The organism is Pantoea sp. Aalb, from assembly GCF_009829985.1.
GTDB lineage: Bacteria > Pseudomonadota > Gammaproteobacteria > Enterobacterales > Enterobacteriaceae > SZZU01.
In genome coordinates this window covers 235,134-260,607 of record NZ_SZZU01000001.1, presented here as the reverse complement: position 1 = coordinate 260,607, position 25,474 = coordinate 235,134, and the positions used below count along the sequence as shown (strand labels likewise).

The 25,474-nt window shown below is 26.7% G+C and carries 17 protein-coding genes and 1 tRNA gene; 5 read left to right on the top strand and 13 right to left on the bottom strand.

The window, feature by feature from the left end; all coding sequences use genetic code 11:
* Window positions 1-211: 211 nt before the first annotated feature.
* From galE to ahpC, 4 genes are all read right to left on the bottom strand, one after another.
* Window positions 212-1,222 carry a UDP-glucose 4-epimerase GalE gene (gene galE / locus FD728_RS01000; protein ID WP_159933924.1) on the bottom strand — a complete coding sequence of 337 codons (1,011 nt, stop codon included), beginning with the start codon at window positions 1,220-1,222 and terminating at the stop codon, window positions 212-214.
* 432 nt (window positions 1,223-1,654) lie between these two features.
* On the bottom strand, window positions 1,655-2,236 hold the full coding sequence (dcd, locus tag FD728_RS00995) for a dCTP deaminase (RefSeq protein WP_159933922.1): 582 nt from the start codon (window positions 2,234-2,236) through the stop codon (window positions 1,655-1,657).
* Between the two features lie 220 nt (window positions 2,237-2,456).
* Window positions 2,457-3,257: a bifunctional hydroxymethylpyrimidine kinase/phosphomethylpyrimidine kinase gene (gene thiD, locus FD728_RS00990; RefSeq protein ID WP_159933920.1), complete on the bottom strand. Its 801-nt coding sequence runs from the start codon at window positions 3,255-3,257 to the stop codon at window positions 2,457-2,459.
* A 392-nt stretch (window positions 3,258-3,649) separates the two neighbouring features.
* Entirely contained in the window at window positions 3,650-4,213 is a 564-nt protein-coding gene (gene ahpC / locus FD728_RS00985; RefSeq protein WP_159933918.1) for an alkyl hydroperoxide reductase subunit C, read from the bottom strand.
* A 333-nt stretch (window positions 4,214-4,546) separates the two neighbouring features.
* Between ahpC and metG the strand changes: the two genes are divergently transcribed.
* A complete protein-coding gene (metG, locus tag FD728_RS00980; RefSeq protein WP_159933916.1) occupies window positions 4,547-6,223 on the top strand; it encodes a methionine--tRNA ligase in 1,677 nt (558 codons plus the stop codon).
* 48 nt (window positions 6,224-6,271) lie between these two features.
* Here metG and mglC read toward each other — a convergent pair whose 3' ends face one another.
* The 4 genes from mglC to folE form a co-directional block, all read right to left on the bottom strand.
* The gene (mglC, locus tag FD728_RS00975; RefSeq protein WP_159933914.1) at window positions 6,272-7,279 is read right to left on the bottom strand and encodes a galactose/methyl galactoside ABC transporter permease MglC; all 1,008 of its coding nucleotides are present in this window, start codon (window positions 7,277-7,279) and stop codon (window positions 6,272-6,274) included.
* A 21-nt stretch (window positions 7,280-7,300) separates the two neighbouring features.
* Window positions 7,301-8,821, bottom strand: coding sequence for a galactose/methyl galactoside ABC transporter ATP-binding protein MglA (gene mglA, locus FD728_RS00970; protein WP_159933912.1), 1,521 nt, complete (start codon window positions 8,819-8,821; stop codon window positions 7,301-7,303).
* Window positions 8,822-8,907: 86 nt separating this feature from the next.
* Complete coding sequence (gene mglB / locus FD728_RS00965; protein WP_159933910.1) at window positions 8,908-9,909, bottom strand: galactose/glucose ABC transporter substrate-binding protein MglB; 1,002 nt, start codon at window positions 9,907-9,909, stop codon at window positions 8,908-8,910.
* Window positions 9,910-10,857: 948 nt separating this feature from the next.
* Entirely contained in the window at window positions 10,858-11,523 is a 666-nt protein-coding gene (folE, locus tag FD728_RS00960) for a GTP cyclohydrolase I FolE (RefSeq protein ID WP_159933908.1), read from the bottom strand.
* Window positions 11,524-12,105: 582 nt separating this feature from the next.
* On the opposite strand from folE, the gene rplY reads away from it, so the two are divergent.
* Complete coding sequence (gene rplY / locus FD728_RS00955; RefSeq protein ID WP_159933906.1) at window positions 12,106-12,393, top strand: 50S ribosomal protein L25; 288 nt, start codon at window positions 12,106-12,108, stop codon at window positions 12,391-12,393.
* 229 nt (window positions 12,394-12,622) lie between these two features.
* Window positions 12,623-12,696, top strand: a tRNA-Pro gene (locus tag FD728_RS00950).
* A gap of 92 nt (window positions 12,697-12,788) precedes the next feature.
* Here FD728_RS00950 and apbE read toward each other — a convergent pair.
* Together apbE and gyrA are read right to left on the bottom strand one after the other, a co-directional pair.
* Window positions 12,789-13,808: an FAD:protein FMN transferase ApbE gene (apbE, locus tag FD728_RS00945; protein ID WP_159933904.1), complete on the bottom strand. Its 1,020-nt coding sequence runs from the start codon at window positions 13,806-13,808 to the stop codon at window positions 12,789-12,791.
* A gap of 305 nt (window positions 13,809-14,113) precedes the next feature.
* Complete coding sequence (gene gyrA / locus FD728_RS00940; RefSeq protein ID WP_159933902.1) at window positions 14,114-16,681, bottom strand: DNA topoisomerase (ATP-hydrolyzing) subunit A; 2,568 nt, start codon at window positions 16,679-16,681, stop codon at window positions 14,114-14,116.
* A gap of 1,485 nt (window positions 16,682-18,166) precedes the next feature.
* Here gyrA and nrdA point away from each other — a divergent pair.
* Together nrdA and nrdB are read left to right on the top strand one after the other, a co-directional pair.
* Window positions 18,167-20,452, top strand: coding sequence for a class 1a ribonucleoside-diphosphate reductase subunit alpha (gene nrdA, locus FD728_RS00935; protein WP_159933900.1), 2,286 nt, complete (start codon window positions 18,167-18,169; stop codon window positions 20,450-20,452).
* A gap of 64 nt (window positions 20,453-20,516) precedes the next feature.
* Window positions 20,517-21,647, top strand: a complete 1,131-nt coding sequence (gene nrdB / locus FD728_RS00930) for a class Ia ribonucleoside-diphosphate reductase subunit beta (protein WP_159933898.1) — start codon at window positions 20,517-20,519, stop codon at window positions 21,645-21,647.
* A 256-nt stretch (window positions 21,648-21,903) separates the two neighbouring features.
* Here the strand turns inward: nrdB and FD728_RS00925 are convergent, their stop codons facing one another.
* The 3 genes from FD728_RS00925 to nuoM all read right to left on the bottom strand — a co-directional run bounded on the left by FD728_RS00925 (window position 21,904) and on the right by nuoM (window position 25,446).
* Complete coding sequence (locus FD728_RS00925; protein ID WP_159933896.1) at window positions 21,904-22,224, bottom strand: DUF883 domain-containing protein; 321 nt, start codon at window positions 22,222-22,224, stop codon at window positions 21,904-21,906.
* A 228-nt stretch (window positions 22,225-22,452) separates the two neighbouring features.
* Window positions 22,453-23,919, bottom strand: a complete 1,467-nt coding sequence (gene nuoN, locus FD728_RS00920; protein WP_159933891.1) for an NADH-quinone oxidoreductase subunit NuoN — start codon at window positions 23,917-23,919, stop codon at window positions 22,453-22,455.
* 6 nt (window positions 23,920-23,925) lie between these two features.
* Entirely contained in the window at window positions 23,926-25,446 is a 1,521-nt protein-coding gene (nuoM, locus tag FD728_RS00915; RefSeq protein ID WP_159933889.1) for an NADH-quinone oxidoreductase subunit M, read from the bottom strand.
* Window positions 25,447-25,474 lie beyond the last annotated feature (28 nt).

Here is a 25,474-nt window from a genome sequence, read left to right as displayed (position 1 = left end):
GTTTTAATATTCAATATTATCAGTTAAGAAATTTAGTTAAGTAATAAATATTATAAATTTTATATTTTTATATTTTTATATTTTTATATTTTTATATTTTTATATTTTAATATTTTTAATTATAATTGAATCAGATGTTAATCTAAATGAATTATTCTAATATTAAGGATAGATTTAATCCTTATTATTTACTTTATATATAGTGCTTATTTTATAAAAAGCCATTAGGATTTTTTAAATACCAATTCCACATATCACATATCATATCTTTAATGTTATATTTTGGAAACCAATTAAGTTCATTTTTTGCTAATGAAATATCAGCCCAAAATGATGGTAAATCACCAACTCTACGTAATTTAAATTCATATGGTATTTTTTTACCGGATATTTTTTCAAAAATTTTAATTATTTCCAGAACAGAAAAGCATTTTCCACTACCTAAATTATATGCTTTATAACCCTTTATTTTTGGTAAATTATTTAAAATTCTTATATGCCCTTTTGCTAAATCAACTACATGAATATAATCACGTTGTGCGGTGCCATCTGGCGTATTGTAATCATTGCCAAATATAATTAATTTGTCCATTTTACCAGTCGCAACTTGTGCAATACATGGTAATAAATTACTAGTAAATGATGAATCTTCACCAATTTCACTAGATTCATGTGCACCAATAGGATTAAAATAACGTAATGCTATTCCAGTAAAGGCTGGTTCTACTTTAGATAAATGTTGCATAAAAAGTTCAATGATTAATTTAGACGTACTATATGGACTAGTAGTTCCGCTAATAGTCATATTTTCTGTATATGGAGATAATGCATCTGCACCGTATATAGTCGCAGATGAACTAAAAATAAAATTTAAAATTTTTGCAATACGCATTTCCTCTAATAATAAAATAGTTCCAGATATATTATTATTATAATATTCTAAAGAATTGAATATTGATTCTCCTACTGATTTAAGAGCAGCAAGGTGTATTACAGCAAAAATATTATGAATAGAAAATAAGTTACGCAAGCACTTGCGATTACGTATATCTCCTTCTATGAAAATTATTTTTTTATCTATTAGTTTTTCTATACGATTAATAGATTTACGGGATGAATGAGATAGATTATCAAGAACTATAACATCTATATTCTGTTCTAATAGAGCTAATACTACATGTGATCCAATATATCCTGCTCCTCCTGTTACTAAAATGGCCATATATGATATTCCTTTTAAAAAAGTAAGCAATTCTTATTAAAAATGAATTTTATACTTTTTATTTTAATACTGAATAATATAATATAAATTATTCAGTAAAATGAACCTTAATATAATAATATTATAATTATATTATATAAATTTTAATAAAAAAATTAATTTTAGTAATTAAATTATATATATTTTATAATTTTTACTTTAATAATCATTTAAATATTTTAAATGTAAATATATTGATTTTTTTAAAACTTTATAAAAATAAAAATAAAAATAAAAATAAAAATAAAAAGCATATATAATATTTATTAATTTTAAGCAGAAATTTAATTTAAGATTAAAGAAAATTTAGGATATTATAATAAATTATTTATCGAATACTTCTATTCTAGAAAAAATATAAATATTTTGAGTAAAGAAAGTAAGTATTATAAATTAGTCTTTATCTATACAATTAATCTTAATGTTTTTTTGATTGTAATATTTTGCATTTTTACGCCTATTATAAGGTCGAATAGCTGAACTAGATAATAGTTCAAAACTCAGTGCTCCAATGATCATTTTCGGTCGTAAAGCTAATGGTAATTTACCAGAATTATAACATTCTAGCACAATACATCCTTGCCAACCTGGATCTATGCGATGTGCAGTTACATGTATCATCAATCCTAATCGAGCTAGTGATGAACGGCCATCTAACCAACCTACCATGTTATCCGGAATCGTTATAGATTCTAATGTTACTGCTAATACTAGTTCTCCTGGATGTAAAAAAAACACCTCATTTTCTGATAAAATAATTTCATTGCTCATTATTCGATTTATAGAATAATTTATTTCATTTTTAGAAGCACTTAAATCTATAAAAGGTATATTATGTCCATTAAAGATACGAAACTGATTACCTAGGAGTACATCTACAGTAGCACCATTAATGCGTTCTATTGGTGGACGTGGTTCGATAGATAACTTACTACTATCCAACCAGATTTCGATATCACGATCACATAATCTCATTTTAAATAGTCTATAATTTCATTGAGTAAGTTAAAGTCATTTAACTTTATTATTCATAATAATTAAATTATTGTTTTATATTTAATAAATTAGTTAGAGTATTAAATTCTTGATAAGAATAATTATGAATTTTTCATATTTTAGGGATTTACTTTCTAGTAATTATAAAATTAGCAGTTGTAAATTTTCCATGTATAATATATTAAGTTTATTTTATTATCTACCACCATTGATGAAAATGATGTATAGGACCTATACCTTTACCTACCTCTAACGAATTAGAATGTAGTATAGCCTGTTGTAACCAATTTTTAGCTTCTGTTATTGTATCTAACAAATTGCCATATCTTGGATATAAAGCTGTTATTGCAGCTGATAAAGAACATCCTGTTCCATGGGTATTACGCATATTAAGTCTTCTTGAAGTAAAGCGCCGTTGAAAGGTTTTTGTTATTAACCAATCTGGACTTTCCTTATTATTAAGATGTCCACCTTTTATCAATACAGCTTTACAACCAATATTAATTAATGCATTACCTTGTTCTATCATTGTTTTTTCATTTTTTGCTATAGAGCTATCTAAAAGCATAGCTGCTTCTGGTAAGTTTGGAGTAATTAATGTTACATTAGGTAACATTAATTCACGCATTTTAGTCAATGCAATAGTTGATAACAGCGAATCTCCACTTTTGGCGATCATGACAGGATCAAAAACAATAAAAGGTAAATTAGTACTTTTCAATCTTTCTGCTACTACCTCAATAATTTTTGTTTCTGCTAGCATTCCTATTTTAACAGCATCAATTCGTACATCATCTAACACTGAATTAAGTTGCTCACTAATAAAAAAATCATCAATATGATAAAGTGATTGTACTCCGCAAGTATTCTGTGCTACTAGTACAGTAATTACGCTAGTACCATATGCCCTAAGAGCTGAAAATGTTTTAAGATCAGCTTGAATTCCAGCTCCACCACTTGGATCGGTACCAGCAATGGTTAAAACATTAATATATTTCATAGTATTACTTTTAATATCTATAATAATTTTTGAATTAAAAATAAATTATTTTAAGATTTTTATCTTAAAATCAGCAAATAAAAAAATATTTCCTATTATTAAATACTAATCTATTTATTTCTGAAATTTCTCATATTGATTTTACAATTAATCCTTTATTTTATATATTCTTTTATACTAAGGTTTACTTTTGAATATTAAAAAATTATTATTTTTAAATATTCTGTACTATAATTACATAGTAATATATTAAATATTTTAAAATACATATAGGCATATATGTAAATATATATACCTATAAAAAATTACTAATTCAGTATTAAATTTTTTATATAATTGAACTTTTAATTTATTTTAGGTAAATGTTTTTTTAAATAAAAATTTAAATTTATTTATAAAATTCCAATTAAATCTATTGATGGTGATATAGTTGAGTCACCTTCTTTCCATTTAGCTGGACATACTTCACCTGGATGAGAAGAAACATATTGAGCTGTTTTTATTTTACGTAAAAGATTAGATGCGTCACGTCCTATACCTTCAGCAGTTATTTCGATTGCTTGAATGATACCTTCTGGATCAATAATAAACGTACCACGATCAGCTAAACCTTCAGATTCACGCATAATTTCAAAGTTACGTGTTAATATACCAGTTGGATCACCAATCATTGCATATCGAATTTTTGCAATAGTTTTAGAAAAACTATGCCATGCTTTATGAGTAAAATGTGTATCAGTTGAAATAGAGTATATATCGACACCTAACTTTTGAAATTCATCATAGTGATCAGCTAAATCACTTAATTCTGTTGGACATACAAAAGTAAAATCAGCTGGATAAAAGAAAAATATACTCCATTTACCTATAATATCTTGTTCTGTTATATTAATAAATTCTCCATTTTTAAAGGCACTATTTTTGAAAGGTTTGATTTTAGTATTAATAATTGACATGTTGAACCTCCATTAAAATAGATAAAACACCTTACATGATATTTATTATTATTTCTATATACATTAGAATTTTTTTATTCGATTAAATACATATTATAGAATATTTATTCTATAAAATATTTTTATTAGTAGAAAATTTAAAAAAATAAATAGTATTTTACTAAAACTATTGATAATTTTAATTATATACATATAAAATTTGATGACATTATTTATTAATATAAATCTTTGAAAATATTTAATCCTTTTATTACTCAAGAATTAAAAGAAATGACTAATTTTGTATTAATATTTGAAGATTGATTTTCCCTTTTATAAAAAGATATTTATATCATGACTAAAGTAGTTAAAAAGATTCTAGTAACATGCGCATTACCTTATGCAAATGGTTCAATTCATTTAGGTCACATGCTTGAACATATACAAGCAGATATTTGGGTCCGTTATCAGAAAATGCGTGGTAAGCAAGTTTATTTTATTTGTGCTGATGACGCTCATGGAACTCCAATTATGTTAAAAGCTCTACAATTAGGGCTTTCACCAGAGCAAGTAATAACAAAAATGAAGAGTGAACACGAAATAGATTTTGCTAACTTTAATATTAGTTATGATAATTATCATACAACACATAGTAAAGAAAATCATTATTTTGTTAAATTAATTTATAAAATTTTAAAAAAAAATAGATTTATTAAAAAACATACTGTTTTTCAGCTTTACGATCCAATAAAAAAAATGTTTTTACCAGATCGTTTTGTGAAAGGTACATGTCCTAAATGTAAATCTTTAGATCAATATGGTGATAACTGTGAAATATGTGGATCAACTTATAATTCAACAGATTTAATTGAAGCAAAATCTATACTTTCAGGCGTAAAGCCAGAAATACGCGATTCGAATCACTTATTTTTTGATCTACCTTCATTTAGTAACATGCTTAAAGATTGGATTCATTCTGGAATAATGCCAAAACAAGTTGCAAATAAAATGCAAGAATGGTTTAAATCAGGGTTAAAGCAATGGAATATTTCAAGAGATGCACCATATTTTGGTTTTAAAATTCCTCAAGTACCAGATAAATATTTTTATGTTTGGCTTGATGCTCCAATAGGTTACATGGGATCATTCAAAAATTTATGCGATAAAAATAGTAATATAGATTTTGAGGAATTCTGGAATAAAAACTCCACTACTGAATTATATCATTTTATAGGGAAAGACATAGTTTATTTCCATAGTTTATTTTGGCCTGCAATATTAGAAGGTTGTAATTTCCGTAAACCAACTTATTTATTCGTTCATGGTTATATTACAATAAATGGTGCTAAAATGTCAAAATCACGTGGTACTTTTATTAAAGCTAGTACTTGGCTACGTCATCTAGATTCTGAAAGTCTACGTTATTATTATGCTACAAAGATTTCATCAAATATTGATGATATTGACTTAAATTTTATAGATTTTGTAAAACGGGTAAATTCTGATATAGTAAATAAAGTAATAAACTTAGCATCACGTAATGCTAACTTTTTAATAAAATATTTTGATGGTAAATTATCAAATAAATTAGCAGACCCATTACTTTATCAAACTTTTATTAAAGCTTCTGAAAAAATTGGTGATGCTTGGGAAAACCGTGAATTTAATTATGCTACTCGTAAAATTATGACAATGGCAGATATTGCTAATCGCTATGTAGATAATCAAAAACCTTGGATGCTAGCAAAAGATACAAAGCATATTGTTGAATTACAATCTATTTGTTCAATGAGTATTAATTTATTTAGAATTATAATGATTTGGCTAAAACCAGTATTACCATTAATCAGCAAAAAAGCTGAAGATTTTCTTCAAAGTGAATTATCTTGGGAAGATATCCCTTATCCATTAATTAATCATACTATCTCTCCTTTCAAGGAAATGTATAAACGTATAGAAATGAATAAAATTAATGATTTGATTAAGGATGCTAAAAAAGAATGTCACGAGAAATCAAGTAAAGAAAAATGATATTTAACTTGAATTTTTTTAAAGAAATAAATATTTTCCATAAAATATTTATTTCTTTTTTACATATTTTAATGAGTCTAAGGTTACAGCTAAAATAATGATACTACCTTTAATAATGTATTGCCAATAAGGATTAACACCAGTATAAGTTAATCCATAGTTAATAACTGTGAAAATTATTACACCTGTAACAACACCAGCTACTGTCCCTACACCACCAGAAAAAGAAACACCACCAACTACACATGCTGCAATTGCATCTAATTCATACATAAAACCAAGATTATTAGTAGCACTACCAACTCTCCCAGCTTCTAATATTCCACCTATCGCATAAAAAATTCCTGATAGCATATACGCTAAAATAAGATTTAATGATACATTTACACCTGATACTTTTGCCGCTTCTGGATTACCACCTATAGCAAAAATATTTTTACCGAATCGTGTTTTATTCCATAAAATCCAAATAAATATAATTGCAATAATAGCATAAAAAGTAATAAAAGAAAGCTTAAAATTACCTAACTGCAAAAAGCCTTGTGTAAATTTAGAAAAACTAGCATCAAATCCTGCGATTGGTGATGAACCTACAAAATCATAATAGAGTGAATTAATTCCATATACGATAGTCATTGTTCCTAACGTAGTAATAAACGGTGTAACTTTTAGATACGCAATTATGATCCCATTAAAAAAGCCAATCATGCTACCAATAATACATACAGTTAAAAGAACTAATGAAATAGGCAAAGTATTTAAATGTAAGAAAACTTTATTTACATTATCCATAGATTGTAGTAGTGAAGCTGATATTAGAGCAGATAAACCTACTTGACGTCCTGCAGAAAGATCAGTGCCTTGAGTAACAATTAAGCAGGATACACCTAATGCGATAATAATACGTACAGAAGATTGAGTTAAAATATTACTCAAATTGGTTAAACTTAAAAAAGTTTGATCTTTTAAAATAATGATAGTTAAAAGTAAAAATAGGACACCGTAAATTCCACCTTCTTGTAACCAGTTTAATGAACTCTTCTTAATCATTTTCATGTTAAAAATCCTTCACCATATTTAAAGGTATAGTGATGCTAGACGGAAAATTTCATCTTGAGAAGTGCTCTTGGTATCAAGAATGCCAGCTACTTTTCCATTACTCATAACTAAAATACGATCTGTAATACCTAATAACTCTGGCATTTCAGAAGAAATAATAATAATACCTTTTTTTTGATTTGCTAATTCATTGATAAGATTATAAATTTCTAATTTAGCTCCAATATCAATTCCACGTGTTGGTTCATCAAGCATTAAAATTTCTGGTTTAGTTAATAACCAACGTCCAATAATAACTTTTTGTTGATTGCCTCCAGAAAGAGCTATAATTTTTGTTTGATGAGAAGGAGTTTTTACTCGCATAGTATTAATAACCCATTGAGTATCACTTATCATAAATTTTTTATTAAGAAATCCAAAATTATTTTGATATCTTTTAATATTTGCAATAATAGTATTAAATGTAATATCTAAATAAGCATAAATACCAGTTGTTCGACGTTCTTCTGTTACTAATGCAAAGCCATTATTAATAGCTTCTTTAGTCCTACGATTATTAATTTCTTTACCATGCAATGTAATAGTTCCATGTGATTTTTTTCTGACTCCAAAAATAACTTCTAAAATATCAGTACGTTTTGAACCTACAAGTCCAGCAATACCAAAAATTTCCCCTTTACGTAAATTAAAAGATACATTTTTAATGGATGGTTGCTGTAGAGATGTTAGATTCTCAACTTTAAGGATTATTTCTCCTAGAGTGTTAGTTTTTTTAGGAAATCGCTGTTTTAGAGGGCGACCAACCATCGTGGCAATAATTTTATCCATATCTAAATCTTTTAATAACTGAGTAGTAATCCATTCTCCATCACGTAAAATAGTAACCTCATCACAAATCTTAAATATTTCTTCCATTTTATGAGAAATATAAATAATTCCACACCCTCTATTTTTCAAATTACGAATTATTGTAAATAAGTGATTAATTTCTTTTTCAGTTAATGATGAAGTTGGTTCATCCATAATAACTATCTTTGCATTATAAGAAAAAGCTTTAGCAATTTCAATCATTTGCATTTGTGAAATAGAAAGTTCGGCTACATTATCTAAAGGATCAATATTGATATCTAATTGTTCGAATATGTCTTTAGTATTTCTATACATTTCGTTTTGGTTGATAAACATATTTTTACATGGATATCGACCAAGCCACATATTATCCATTACATTACGTTGTAAAACTAAATTTAATTCTTGATGGACCATAGATATACCATGTTCTAAAGCTTCTTTTGAACTCTTAAAATCAATTTCTTTGTTCTGAAAGAAAATATTGCCTTTATCCTTTTTATAAATCCCAAATAAACATTTTAATAATGTTGATTTACCTGCACCATTTTCTCCTATTAGCGCATGAACAGAGTAAGGACGCACTTTTAAATTTACATTATGTAGAGCCCTCACTCCTGGAAATGATTTAGATATATTTTCCATTTTCAATAGGTAATTTTGTTGTACGCTAGGATTATTATCCTGCATAATTTATCCTGACAGAACTAAAGAATTTATTAAATATAAACTAATAAATTAAAAATCTAATTTTATTATGGTAAAAATAAAGTAAATTATTTTAAAGATTTAGACAAAATTTCTTTGTCTATTGCTACATAAGGTACGCGGACGATATTATTTTTCAATTTAAAGCCAATCCTTGATTTTCTTAAATATTTCTTTTTACCTTTTGCAATATTAATTGCAATATTAAATGTCGCTTTTGCTTGATTTTTTGCATCATTTAATACTGTACCAGCCATTAAACCTGATTTAACCATTGTTAATGCTTCTGGTAAAGCATCAACCCCAAATACTGGAATATATTTATTATACGCTTTCAATGCTTCTATAGCACCCATTGCCATTGCATCATTATTAGCAATAATCATCTCGATTTTACTTGCTTTAGGCCCAGATAACCAAGCTTCAACTTTATCTTTTGCTAGTGCTGTTTCCCACATTGCAGAATCTATTGCGAGCTGTTGTGTTTTTATTCCGTGTTTATTTAACGTTTTAATTACATATTTAGTACGAGCTTCAGCATCAGGATGACCAGGCTCTCCTTTAAGAAGTACATATTGAATCTTACCATCTTTATTTAAATCCCATGATGGTGTTGATTTCCAATGTTTTTCAATAAGCTGAGCTTGAATTATACCAGATTCTTTAGAGTCAGCACCTACGTAATACGCTTTATTATAACTAGATAATACTTTAGCATTTGGTTCTTTATTAAAGAAAACAACAGGTATATTATTAGCACGTGCTTTATCAATAACAACTGCAGCAGCAGCTGGATCTACTAGATTAATTGCTAATACTTTAACACCTTTTGCTATCAAAATATCAATTTGATCATTTTGTTTAGATTGATCATTTTGTGAATCATTCATTAACAACTCAACACCATGTACCTTTTTCACTTCTTTTTCAAGATGCTTTCGTACCATTGACATAAAATTGTCATCATATTTATAAATAGTTACTCCAACACGAACATTACCAGATGCTGTCATTATCATAGTCATACTAGCAATTAATGCTGTAAGTATTAAAATCTTTTTATTCTTCATATTTATAAAGATCTCCTAGATTCATTAATTATACTGATAATTTCTCTTATTCCGATGATTATTTTTAATAAAAACTTATTTTTTATGTAAAATATTTTTATGCTAAATTTAATTATGGAAATTAATCTAAAAAAGTAAAAAATATTATATATCTAATCCATAATAATATTTATTATTGTATGAAATGATTGCTTAATTGAATGTGAATGTAATCACAAATTAAAATAGTTAATAGTAGTTCTTAATTAAGTTATAATTTTTTCAGTATCAGATTCTTACTAAAGAAGAATTGAAAGAAATTTATTCTATTTTAAAAATTAAAAGATTTAATAATCTAGGATAGATTATAAGTATTTTACTAATTAATTTAAAATAAAGTATTCTAAAAAATTAATTTATAAAATTTTTTATCAGAATAATTTTAATAAAACAATATTGACTTTTTTAAAGCCTTAAAACAATAAATAAATATCATAATATATTCATATATAATATAAATAATTATTTTTTAATTTTTATTAAAACTAATTTTTTATTGACATAAAAAGATTAACTATGAACATAATTAATTGATGACAAATAATATCAATCTAATATAATGATTTATATTATTATATAAATTAATATTTTTAAATAAATACTTATATTATAGTGAATGTAAAATAGTAAATATTCATTAATTTAGCAATAAAAAATTTAAAATTTTTATTGCTAAATTAAATAAATAAAATTTATTATATATAACTTATTATTATTAATAATATTTTAAAATTTTAAATATCTTTTTAAATATTAATTTAACTATAATTGTTCGTTTATAATTATTAATGATTCTTTTATTCAAAATAAAATTAATAACCTAAGAAATATATTATATTTAATATAATAGAATTAATTTAGTTAGTATTTTATACTTAATCTATATTTTATATTAACTATATTTTAACATTAACTATGGCATAGTGTACGTAGAAATTCTTGTCTAGTATTTTGACTAGATTTAAATAATCCATCAAGTGAAGTAGTTGTAGTAGCACTAGTAACATCTTTTACACCTCTTGCTTTTACGCAATAATGGACTGCATCAATAGAAACTGCTACATTAATAGTGCCAAGTAAAGTTTGTAATGCTACTAATATTTGCTGTGTTAAACGTTCTTGTACTTGAGGTCGTTGAGCAAAAAAATGTACGATACGGTTAATTTTTGATAGACCTATTACTTTTTCTCTAGGTATATAAGCAACAATAGCTTTTCCATCAATACTTAAAAAATGATGTTCACAAGTACTAGTTAGAATGATATCACGTACAGTAATCATCTCATTTATTTTCATTTTATTTTTAATGACAGTTATCTTAGGGAAATTATTATAATCAAGGCCTGAAAAAATTTCATTTACATACATCTCAGCAATGCGGTGCGGTGTTTCCGTTAAACTATCATCTTTTATATCTAAATTAAGAAGTTGCATAATATGAATTATATGATCGGTAATAGCACGTTTACGTGATTCTACATCTATTTCATATACAGAAGCGCGCAATGGTGTTTCAAGCCCACGTATTAATAGAGCTTCGTGAACCATAGAAGCTTCTCGAGTGAAAGTACTCATTATATATTCTCCAATTATCTATAATAGATTTACAGATTATAAGTTTCATGTAAAAAACAAAATATTTGGTTTAAATAAATTATTGACTTAATTTATTGATTAATACAAAAGATGATAATTTAAAGTTTTATATTTAAAAAACATCAAAAACATATAAAAGAAAATGTTTTCTAGTGAAGATAAATAGATTTTTATTAAAATTACTGAATAATCTATTAATAAGATAATTTTTATATAAAAATTATTAAATATAAATAATTATAATAATAAATATGAATTAAATTTTATTAATGCATTTCTTATTTAAATGAATAAAATAAAAACTTTTTGTTAGTAATTTTATATATTAATAAGTAATTTTTAGAAATTAATTATTGAAATTATTTTTCATCACCCTTAAAATAAATAAGGTTAAATACTAATACAATTAATAATGTTAAATAGTAAAAAAAACATATATTTATGTATTAAATATAAGAATATAAATATATAATAATTCGGATAACGTATCATTTATAGGATAGATTTTAAATAATTAATTACTAAATGTTAAAAAATAATACTAAGAGATAAATAATAAAAATGTTTATTATTCATGCGGAAGTTCGTAAAAAAATAGGTAAAAATGCAAGTCGTCGTTTACGAGTAAAAAATAAATTTCCTGCTATAATTTATGGAGGGTTAGATCCTGCAATTTTTATTGCATTAAGTCAAGATACAGTTAGTAACATTCATAGTAAACCTGATTTCTATAATAAATTATTAACCATAATAGTTGATGGTAAGGAAACTAAAGTTAAAGTAAAAGCTATCCAGCGACATCCATTTAAACCTAAATTACAACATATTGATTTTATCAGATCTATCTAATTTTTAAAATAAAAATATACTTATTTTTATTTTAAAAAAGATTAAAATACATTTAAGTATTTTAATACTTGTTATTAATTTGCATAATTGAATAATATATAAGTTATTATCTATAATAATTTGTTTAAACTACATTGAGTTATAATGTTATATTTAATGAAATGATTTAATCACATACAAATTAATTTGTATGTGATTTTTTTAAAATTTACTATATATATTTATATATCGGTACGTAGCGTAGCTTGGTAGCGCACTGTCATGGGGTGTCAGGGGGCAGAGGTTCAAATCCTCTCGTACCGATTTACAATTAATTTAAAATAATATAAAGTAAGATTACTAATACTTTTACTTTATTCTCTTGATAGTACTAAATTGATTAATGAAAATATAAATTAAGATATAACAAATGATTTAAATTGAGGGGACATCCAAGATACAAAACCATTTCCATGTTTACTAATTAATAATACTGCTAATTTCTCTTTAAGAGCTAATAATTGAGCTCGCTTATTTCCCATTACCATTAAACTAGTATCCCAACTATCAGATTCTAATGCAGTATTAGAAATTACAGTTACTGAAACTAAATTGTGATTTATAGGTCTTCCAGTTGTGGGATCTATAATATGCGATATACGTTTACCATCTAGTTCATAATAATTACGATAAGAGCCAGAAGTGCTAATACCATGCCCATGTAGATCAACAGATAATTCTACTAAATTTTTAAGATCAGTTGGCTTTTGAATTCCAACTCGCCATGGTCGATTTTTAGAATTCATTCCATGGCTTAATACTGCACCTCCAACTGAGACTAAGTAATTATTAATGCCTTTTTGTTCTAATAGAAGTGCAAGATGATCCGTAGCATAACCCTCTCCTACAGAAGAAAGATCAACATACAAACCAGGAATATCCTTTTGTAACCATTGTTCATTAAAAGAATAAATAACTCGTAAGTGCTGTAATCCAGTTAACGCTTTTATAGCTGCTATTTTATCGTTACTAGGTATATGTTTTGGTTGATTTATTGGACCAAATCCCCATAAATTTACTAATGATCCTATAGTAATATCCAGTGCACCGTTTGTTTTATTCCCAATATATAACTCTTTAGCAATAATATTAGCAATATTATTACTAATTTTCTGAGGTTGACATCCTTGAAATCTATTAAAACGTGATAATATTGAATTGTTTTTCCAAGTTGACAACTCTTGTTCATCGAAATTTAATTGTGCTTGAATATCATTAAACAATTTAAATTTTTGTTGAATATCTATACCTGCTAGAATTACACGCCACACAGTTCCCATGGTTTTTCCTTCTAGCACTATGTTATTATGATAAGTATTACAACTAATCAAACATGTTAAAGTAAAAAAAAATAATATTAGATACTGAAAAATCATTTACTTACCTAATTACATATATTTATTTATTAAATAATAAATGATATGAAAAATAATTCGTCTCATTTAGTATTGTACTAAATATATAATATACTTTAATTGACAGGATAAATTTAAAGAATATTTAAATATTTATTAAAAATATATTATAAAATTCTACATTGAATTATTTTTGATTTACAATGAAACATAAAAAATAAAATTTTAAATATAAATTTACATTAGATTATATAAATTTTATGTATTATAATGTATTTAACAGATTATATTAACTTTATTATTAATCTTTTGATGTAATTTATTATTTATCTGCCTTCTATAAAGTTATTATTAATAATATCAAATTTTTTTCCAACTGGATCTTCAACACGTTGTAAGCCTACTACATTTTCTTCTTCTGAAGTACGAATTAAAATAACACCTTGCGTATTGCGACTTATTATACTAACTTCAGAAACTCGCATACGTACTAATGTGCCAGCATCAGTGATAATCATAATTTGATCGCTCTCTACTACTTGTACTGCTCCTACAACTAATCCGTTACGTTTGGTAACTTTAATTGAAATTACACCCTGAGTAGCACGTGATTTAGTTGGATATGCATTATTATTAGTACGTTTACCGTATCCATTTTGTGTTACTGTAAGAATTGCTCCTTTATCCCTCGGTATAATTAATGATACAACTTTATCACCTTTGGCTAACTTTATTCCCTTTACACCAGATGTAAAACGTCCCATACTTCTAACTGAAGTTTCTGAAAAACGTACTACTTTGCCAGCAGCAGAAAGTAACATAGCCTCATCGTTACCATTTGTTAGTGCTACTCCTATTAATTCATCATCTTCATGTAATTTAATTGCTATTATACCGCTATTACGTGGACGACTAAATTCTTTTAATGATGTTTTTTTAACAATACCGTTAGAAGTAGCCATAAAAATATTAACTCCTTCTATATATTTACGTACTGGTAAAATAGCAGTAATACGTTCCTTGTTTTCTAAAGGAAGTAGATTAACGATTGGACGACCACGTGCACTACGACTTGCTTCTGGTAACTTATATACCTTTATCCAATAAAGACGTCCATGACTAGAGAAACATAAGATAGTATCATGCGTATTAGCAACTAATAAGCAATGCATAAAATCTTCTTCTTTAATTCGAGCTGCAGATTTTCCTTTACCACCTCTCCTTTGAGCTTCATAGTCAGATAATGGTTGATATTTAACATATCCTTGATGAGATAGAGTTACTACTACATCTTCTTGCTTTATCAAATCTTCAACATTTATATCTACAATATTAGATTTAATTTCAGTACGACGTTCATCTCCAAATTGGTCACGAATTGCTTTCAGTTCTTCACAAATAACCTCCATTAAACGATCAGAACTTTGTAAAATATGTAAAAGTTCCGTAATTTGATTAATGAGATTTTTATATTCTTCTGAAAATTTTTCATGCTCTAAACTAGTTAATTTTTGTAAACGTAAATCTAAAATAGCTTGGGCTTGCTGTTCGGTTAAATAATACTTATTATTATGTATTCTAAATTTTTCTTCTAACCACTCCGGATACACTAATTCATTATGTATGCAATCTAAAAGATTGTTAACGTTCCACGATCGATAAATTAAATCTTCCTTTGCTTCAAGTGCCGTAGAAGAAAAACGAATCAAATCAATCATAGGTGTTATATTCTCTCGTGCAATTGCTAATCCTTCAAGGATATGAGCTCGTTCACGAGCTTTACGCAACTCTGAAATTGTACGACGCGTTACTACTTCTCTACGATGATGAATAAAAGATTCTATCATTTCTTTCAATGTCATTATTTTAGGTTGATTGTGATGTAATGCAACCATATTAATGCCAAAGGATACTTGTAGTTGAGTTAATGCATAAAGATTGTTTAATACTACTTCAGCAGCAATATCACGCTTAATTTCAATAACAATGCGCATCCCATCTTTATCAGACTCATCACGTAATCCACTAATACCTTCAACACGCTTATCTTTTACTAATTCAGCAATCTTTTCAATTAAACGGGCTTTATTTACTTGATAAGGGATTTCATAAATAATTATGATTTCACGATTACTTCTTAAATCGATTTCAATTTTGCTACGAGCTCGAATATAAATGCGACCTCGGCCAGTACGATATGCTTCTTCAATACCACATCGACCATTTATAATACCTGCAGTTGAAAAATCAGGTCCTAAAATATGCTCCATTAATCCTTCAACATTTATATTTTCATTTTTAATATAAGCAAGACAACCATTAATTACTTCAGTTAAATTATGTGGTGGGATATTAGTTGCCATTCCTACCGCAATACCAGATGAGCCGTTAACTAGTAAATTAGGTATTTTAGTAGGTAGAACTTCAGGAATATATTCTGTACTATCATAATTAGAGATAAAATTAACTGTTTCTTTTTCTAAATCAGCTAGTAATTCATGAGAAATTTTTGCCATACGTACTTCAGTATAACGCATAGCTGCAGCAGAATCACCATCTACGGAACCAAAATTACCTTGGCCATCTATTAACATATAACGCATAGAAAATGGTTGAGCCATACGTACTATTGTATCATATACAGCAGAATCACCGTGAGGATGATATTTACCTATGACATCACCTACTACACGAGCAGATTTTTTATAAGGTTTATTCCAATCATTTCCTAATTCGTTCATAGCGAAAAGAACACGGCGATGTACTGGTTTCAGACCATCACGTACATCAGGTAAGGCTCGGCCGACTATGACCGACATGGCGTAATCAAGATAAGAGTTTTTTAACTCTTCTTCAATATTAACCGGTATAATTTTTCTTGCAATGTCACTCATGAAGCAATTATTCCTCTATATAATCCCATATTTTAAAAAAATAAAAAGCATATTCTATTTCTTTAAATAATGAGTATAATTAATGTTTAGTGTTGATTTAAATTTTAAAACAATCAATGAATTGACTATTATAAGTTAAATTTTTGTATTTATATTATCTATACAATATAGATAATATAAATAATATTTTATTAACTTATGCAAATGAATTTGTTTTTGAATAAAAAATCTAATAATTGATAATGAAATAATATTTAGTAATTTATTAAAGAAAAATTATACTTTTTATATCAATGAATAAATTTATTATAGTATATTACATAAATTATTTATTAGTTTTTAATTGAAATTTCATAAATTTAAGGATTTAAATTACTCAATAGTAATACTTATATTTACTTGTATTATATGATATTAATCAATGAATATAGATAGGCATATAAAAATTGAATTATTAGAATTTATATTCTTATACAAAAAGTATTAGAAAATATAAAATTATATCTTTATATATGAAATATATAAAATATGTGTTAATCTTTTTAATTAATCTTAATCATGAATTTATATTTTCACTGATATTTTTTATTCTAAAGTTTCCTAAATATATATTTTTATATATAACTATATTCATTTCATTTATTTTTTTATTTATTGTAAAAGTAAAAAATATTTTTTTACTAAAACTTATTGTTTTAAATTAGTTTTTTTACAATAAAAATACTAATTTGATTATAAATAATCATTTTTATGTACTTAAAGAGTACAAGTTAATTTATTTATAATAATAAATAAATATTATTGACAATAGAAAAAATAAATTGTGTAGTTTTAATTAAATATATTCATAAAATGATATAGGTTTATTAATTTAAAGTCATAAAAATATTTATTTAATTTTCAATTAAAAATCTAATAAACTTAAATAAAAATAAGAATTTTATATAAAAAAAAATATTAATTAAAGAATATTAGAGTTTTTTAAATTATAATATGTTATTTTAAGTTTTAAACTTATTTAATATGCAAATATATTAATTTAAATTTTATTTTAAATACCTTGTATAACAATCTTATACTAGACAAAATATCTTTGTAGACTGAAAAAATAAAATAACTCAAAAAGTATTTATTAATAAAAAATACTTTAATACATAATTTTTTTAAAAATCGAAAAGTCTTTAAATTTTTAGAATTTTAGTAAAAATTTTTATATATAAAAAATTTATTATACAAGATTGAAGTTTCTTTGTCATCACAAAATCAATTCATGTTCATTGTTTTAATATGAATTACATAATATTAAAATAATAATATATCTCCCTTTCTTTTATTTGTGACGATTTTATGTTTTATCTTTACAATATAGTGACAATATAGTGACAATATAATGTTATAAATATTATTTTTATTAATTATTTTATTTTTGTATAAACTGAGATTTTAAAAATTTTGGACATTTAACGCATAAGGTAAAAACGTGACATGAACCAAAGTTTACTCGTGACTAAACGTGATGGACGCCAGGAGAAAATTGATCTTGATAAGATTCATAGAGTACTAGACTGGGCTACTGAAGGGTTAAACAATGTTTCTGTTTCTCAAGTTGAATTACGTTCTCATATTCAATTTTATAATGGTATTAAAACTTCAGATATACACGAAACGATAATTAAAGCTGCTGCAGACTTAATATCTCGGGATGCTCCAGATTATCAGTATTTGGCAGCGCGTTTAGCTATTTTTCATTTACGTAAAAAAGCGTATGGGCAATTTGCACCTCCTAAACTATATGATCAAGTTGTAAAAATGGTTAAACTTGGAAAATATGATGGACATTTACTAGAAGACTATAATTTTGAAGAATTTGAACAAATGGATGGTTTTATTGATCACTGGCGTGATATGAATTTTTCCTATGCTGCCGTTAAACAGCTAGAAGGAAAATATTTAGTACAAAATCGTGTGAATGGTGCTATTTATGAAAGTGCTCAATTTCTATATATATTAATGGCTGCTTGTTTATTTTCAAATTATCCACGTACCAAACGTATGAGCTATATCAAGCACTTTTATGATGCAGTTTCAACTTTTAAGATCTCTTTACCAACACCAATTATGTCAGGAGTACGTACTCCAACTCGACAATTTAGTTCCTGCGTACTAATAGAGTGTGATGATAGTCTAAATTCAATTAATGCTAGCTCTAATGCTATTGTAAAATACGTATCTCAACGCGCTGGTATTGGTATAAATGCTGGGCGCATTCGTGCTTTAGGCAGCTCAATACGTAATGGCGAAGCATTTCATACAGGATGTATTCCATTTTATAAACATTTTCAAACTGCAGTTAAATCATGTTCTCAGGGAGGAGTACGTGGCGGAGCGGCAACTTTGTTCTATCCCATGTGGCATTTAGAAATAGAAAGCTTACTTGTATTAAAAAATAATAGAGGTATTGAAGAAAATCGAGTTCGTCACATAGATTATGCAGTACAAACTAATAAGTTAATGTATAGCCGTTTATTAAAAGGTCAAGAAATCACACTCTTTAGCCCATCTGATGTACCAGGTATGTATGATGCATTTTTTGCTGATCAAAAAGAATTCGAACGTCTTTATAATTATTATGAAAAAGATGATAGTATTCGTAAAAAACGTATAAAAGCCATTGACTTATTTTCTTTGATGATGCAAGAACGTTCTTCTACAGGACGCATTTATATACAAAATGTAGATCATTGTAATACTCATAGTCCATTCAATCCAATTCTTGCTCCAGTACGACAATCTAATTTATGCTTAGAAATAGTATTACCAACTAAGCCATTAGAAAATATTAATGATGAAAATGGTGAAGTTGCTTTATGTACATTATCTGCGTTTAATCTGGGAGCTATTAATAATCTTGAAGATTTAGAAGAGTTAGCGATACTTACAGTACGTGCATTAGATGCATTACTTGACTATCAAAATTATCCAATCCCAGCTGCTAAACGTAGCGCCATGGGACGTCGTACACTAGGCATAGGAGTAATAAACTTTGCTTACTATTTAGCCAAACATGATGTACGATATTCTGACGGAAGTGCTAATAACTTAACGCATAAAACTTTTGAAGCAATTCAATACTATCTTTTAAAAGCTTCAAATGAATTAGCTAAAGAACAAGGCGCATGTCCATGGTTTAAAGAAACCACATATTCTCAAGGTATTCTTCCAATTGATACTTATAAAAAAGACATAGATAGTGTATGTAATGAGCCACTTCATTTTGATTGGGAAAGTTTACGTGAACAAATTAAAATATATGGACTTCGCAATTCTACGCTATCTGCAATAATGCCATCTGAAACTTCATCACAAATTTCAAATGCTACTAATGGTATTGAGCCACCTCGTGGTTATATTACTATTAAAACTTCTAAAGATGGAATATTACGTCAAGTAGTGCCTGAATATGAACGACTAAAAGATCAATATGAATTATTATGGGGTATGCCATCTAACAATGGTTATTTACAACTAGTCGGAGTGATGCAAAAATTTATTGATCAATCTATTTCTTCTAATACTAATTACGATCCAAGTCGATTTGCTAATGGTAGAATTCCTATGAAGCAGTTACTGAAAGATATGTTAACTGCATATAAATTTGGATTAAAGACACTTTACTACCAGAATACTCGAGATGGTGCAGAGGATATACAAGATGATATAAATATTTCAATTCAAGATGATTATTGTGAAAGTGGTGCATGTAAAATTTAATTTTAAGCACTGTAATAGTGTTAATAGCACTATTATTTAGCCCGTTTAAATTTGGATAAACATTATGGTTTATACTACATTTTCAAAAAATAAAAATGATCAATTAAAAGAACCAATGTTTTTTGGTCAATCGGTTAATGTTGTACGTTTTGATCAACAAAAATATAATATGTTTGAAAAACTTATTGAAAAACAACTTTCCTTTTTTTGGAGACCAGAAGAAATAGATATATCACGTGATAGAATTGACTACCAAGCATTGCCAGAGCATGAAAAACATATTTTTATTAGTAATTTAAAATATCAAACTTTACTTGATTCAATACAAGGACGTAGTCCAAACGTAGCTTTTCTTCCTTTAGTTTCAATTCCTGAATTAGAAACTTGGATTGAAACGTGGGCATTTTTTGAAACAATTCACTCTCGTTCTTATACTCATATTATCCGTAATATTGTTAATGATCCAGGACTAATATTTGATGATATAGTTACCAATAAACAAATTTTAGCTCGTGCTCAAGATATTTCTAAATATTATGATAATTTAATTGAAACAACTAATTATTGGCACCTTTTAGGTGAAGGAATACATAAAATAGTAAATAAAACAATTACTGTTAATTTACATAAATTAAAAAAACAGTTATATATGTGTTTGATGAGCGTAAATGCATTAGAAGCAATTCGCTTTTATGTTAGTTTTGCTTGTGCCTTTGCTTTTGCTGAAAGAGAATTAATGGAAGGGAATGCAAAAATTATTCGTCTTATTGCTCGAGATGAAGCACTACATCTAACTGGTACTCAATATATATTAAATCTTATGCGTACTGGCGAAGACGATATATCGATGAAAGATATTGCTACTTCCTGTAGAGATGATTGTTTTAAAATTTTTAAAACAGCAGCTGAACAAGAAAAAGAATGGGCAAGTTATTTATTTAGTGGCGGATCAATGATTGGTTTAAATAAACATATTTTATGTCAATATATTGAATATATTACTAATATTCGTATGCAAGCTGTAGGTTTAGATTTACCTTTTCCGACTAGATCTAATCCTATTCCTTGGATTAATGCATGGCTAATATCAGATAATGTCCAAGTTGCGCCACAAGAAGTTGAGGTTAGTTCATATTTAGTTGGTCAAATTGATGCTGCAGTTAATGAATCTGATTTCAAAGATTTTCAAATCTAAAAGAAATTATTTTTCAATATAATATAATTATTGTTTATCATAGATTTTTGTCTCTAATGTATTTTTAATAAGTATATATTTATTTAAATAGCGTTTTTTCTCAGAAGATGAGAACCTCATTAATCAATTAAATGAATTTACTATATTTACTATAATAGAAATAACGCTATAGATTAATTTAATTAAAGCAATATTAAAAATATAAGAAGATAGGACACGATTAGTTGAATTACTAATTCGTGTCCATGAATAATATTTAATTCCTTGCCAATAATAAACCAGTGAATAGACCAGCAACTGCACCAAGAATAATGCTTTGCCAAGGTTTTTCATGAACGTAATCATCAGCACAATATGCTGCTTGTTTTGCTTTACAGTAATAATTATCAGAAGTTTGAGTTAAACGATTCTTTATATCTTCTAATGTTTGCTTAGCTGTATTTTTTAATTCGATATATTCTTGATTATTTTGATCACCAGAATATTGTAATAACTTTTCTAACGGTTCAATTAATAATGTTAACTCTTCATCAATACATGTTTCGTCGCATGTTTCAAATTTATGTGTAGACGACACTTTAATGCCTCCGATTTTAATTGATCAATTAACTTATTTATCTTAAATATATATTAATTTTATTCTCTATGAAATGTAAATTAATATATATTTAAGATTTAAAACAACTGAAAATAAATTATTTATAATATAAATTAATGAATTTTCTAACTTTTTCTTCTTTAAAGATGTGTTAAAAAATATTTTTAATAGTAAATTATAATTTAATGATATTATTAACCATAATTTTTATATTAAAGGTGTAGCTATCTGTACTAATTTAATTAATGGTTGTGGATATATTCCTAATAATATTACTAGTATAGTACAAAGTAACACTACAATGCCACCAGCTGTAAACTCCCAATCAGCTAGTATATCGTGAGTATGTTTTTCAGGAGGACTAAGATAAAAGCTAACTGTAACTCTTAAATAATAATAAAGACCAATAGCACTACCAATAACTATAGCTAGTGTTAACCACCATAAATGTGCATGTACACTTGAAGCAATAACATAAAATTTTCCTATAAAACCTAATGTCATTGGTATACCAGCTAAAGATAACATCATTACAGTCATCGCAGCAGATAAAACTGGACGATGCCAGAATAAACCACGATATGAATACAAAGAATCTATATCTTGACCGCTATATGGACTTGACATTAAACTTACTACACCAAATGCCCCTAAACTACTAAATAAATAACCAGTTAAATAAACACCAGTGGCTTCTAGCGATAATTGATGATTTTTTATTGTAATCAATACAATAAGTAAATATCCAAAATGAGCAATAGATGAATAACCAAGTAAACGTTTAATGTTACTTTGTGAAATAGCCATAACATTACCAAATAATATAGAAATTAATGCTATGAATTTTAATATAAAAGATATTGTATTATTATCAGTAAATGGTACATAAATAAATAAACGTATCATTACTACAAAAATCGCAATCTTACTGGCTGTAGCGAAAAAAGTTAATACAGGTGCAGGTGTACCTTGATATACGTCTGGTGTCCATAAATGAAAAGGAGCTAATGATAACTTAAAGAAAAAACTTATAAGCATCATTCCTAATCCAAGTAATAAAAGTGGTTGTTTCAATATATTGGCATTATGATGTATATATTGACTAATATTAATAAAGCTTAAATTACCAAAATTTATATAGACTAATGCAATACCAAATAATAAAAAAGCAGAAGTTGTAGCAGATAAAATAGTGTACTTTAATGCAGATTCTAAAGTTCGTTTTTGATGAAAAGCATATCCAATCATTCCAAATAATGGTAACGATATTAATTCAATGCCAATAAATAATGTAGCTAAATGATTAGCACCTGTAAGAACTTGACCACCTAATGTAGCGATTAATAATAAAATATAAAATTCATTTTTACTATATGGAAAATTTCCAGATAGCCAAAGATAAGAAAATGTACATGTAGCTAAACTTGCTAAAAGTATAATTCCACTATAAAATATTGAATATTTATCTACACGTAGTAATTCTGTGACATCCATTGAACCATTATGGGCAACAAATAATAATGAAATCAAAGCTAAATTAAGCCCAAATACCGTTAAAAAAACATTAATTAAATGACTTCGTTGCCATGCAATAGCTAGCATCACAATTATAACTGTGCATCCAATAATAAGTAGTGGTAATAATGCAATAAGTTGTTGAAATTTTATATTCATAAAAAATTATTGATTGGGAATATTAAATAATTGCTGAATATTATTAATTGCAGCATAAGAAGTTTTAAGTATTGGTTGTGGGTATACTCCTAACAAAAACAAAAGTGCTACAAGTATAGTTATCATAAAAAATTCACGTAATGACATATCTGCCAATCTATTTTTAGATTGTACTGTACCATAATAAGCACGTTGTATCATAATGAGTGAGTAGGCAGAAGCAAAAACTAAACTAAAAGTAGCAATAGTAATTATAATAGGTACTATCCGAAAACTACCAATTAAAATCATAAATTCACCTATAAAATTACCAGTACCAGGCATACCTAAATTAGCTACTGCAAAAAATAAGGAAAAAGCAGGAATCCATCTTATACGTGACCATAAACCACCCATTTTATCCATATCTCTAGTATGAAGACGTTCATATAATTGCCCACATAGAATAAATAGTGCTGCAGCTGAAATACCGTGTGCTATCATTTGTACCACTGCACCTTGAAGAGCTAATTGGCTACCACTATAGATTGCTATTAATATAAAACCCATATGTGAGATAGAAGTATAAGCAATAAGACGTTTAATATCTACTTGTGAAAAAGCCATCCAAGCACCATAAAATATACCAATTATACCTAACCACATAACAATAGGTGTAAATTTTATAGAAGCATGTGGAAATAATGGTAAAATAAATCTCATTAATCCATAAGCAGCTGTTTTTAAAAGAATACCAGCAAGATCAACTGAACCGGCAGTAGGTGCTTGACTATGTGCATCTGGTAACCATCCGTGTAACGGTATAATAGGCATTTTTACAGCGAATGCTATAAAGAATCCTAACATTAATAAAAATTCAACATTATAGGACATTGGTGTTTGAATTAAAGATTCATATTTAAAAGTCCATACACCAGTTATATCATAATGCATAAATACTAAGGAAAGTATCGCAATCAACATCGTTAAACTAGAAGCTTGAGTATAAATAAAAAATTTAGTTGCAGCAGCGATACGTGTTTTACCATTTGATGCTTTATGTCCCCAAAGTGCAATAAGAAAATACATTGGAATTAACATCATTTCCCAAAAAAAGAAAAATAAAAACATATCAATAGCAAGAAATACACCAAATACTCCTACAAAAATCCACATTAAATTAAGATAAAAAAATCCTTGATATTTTTGAATCTCATTCCAAGAACATAGTACAGCCATAAGACCAAGTACACTAGTTAATATGATCATTAATAATGATAATCCATCAATCGCTAGATAGAAATTAATTCCAAAACGTGGAATCCAAGACTGTAAAAAAGTAGCTTGCCAATGAGGTATAACACTAATAATGATATTTTTTTGAATTAATAAATAGTTTCCTTGTAGCCAGAGATATAAATCAAAAATTAATGTAAAGCCAATCGCAATTAGAGCGATCCAACGTGGTAATTTGGTACTAAAATATTCTACTAACCAGCAGAGCAAACCACCTATAAATGGTATGATAATAAACCAAGGTAGTAACACAGTATTTTCTTTCCTTTTTTATTCCTTG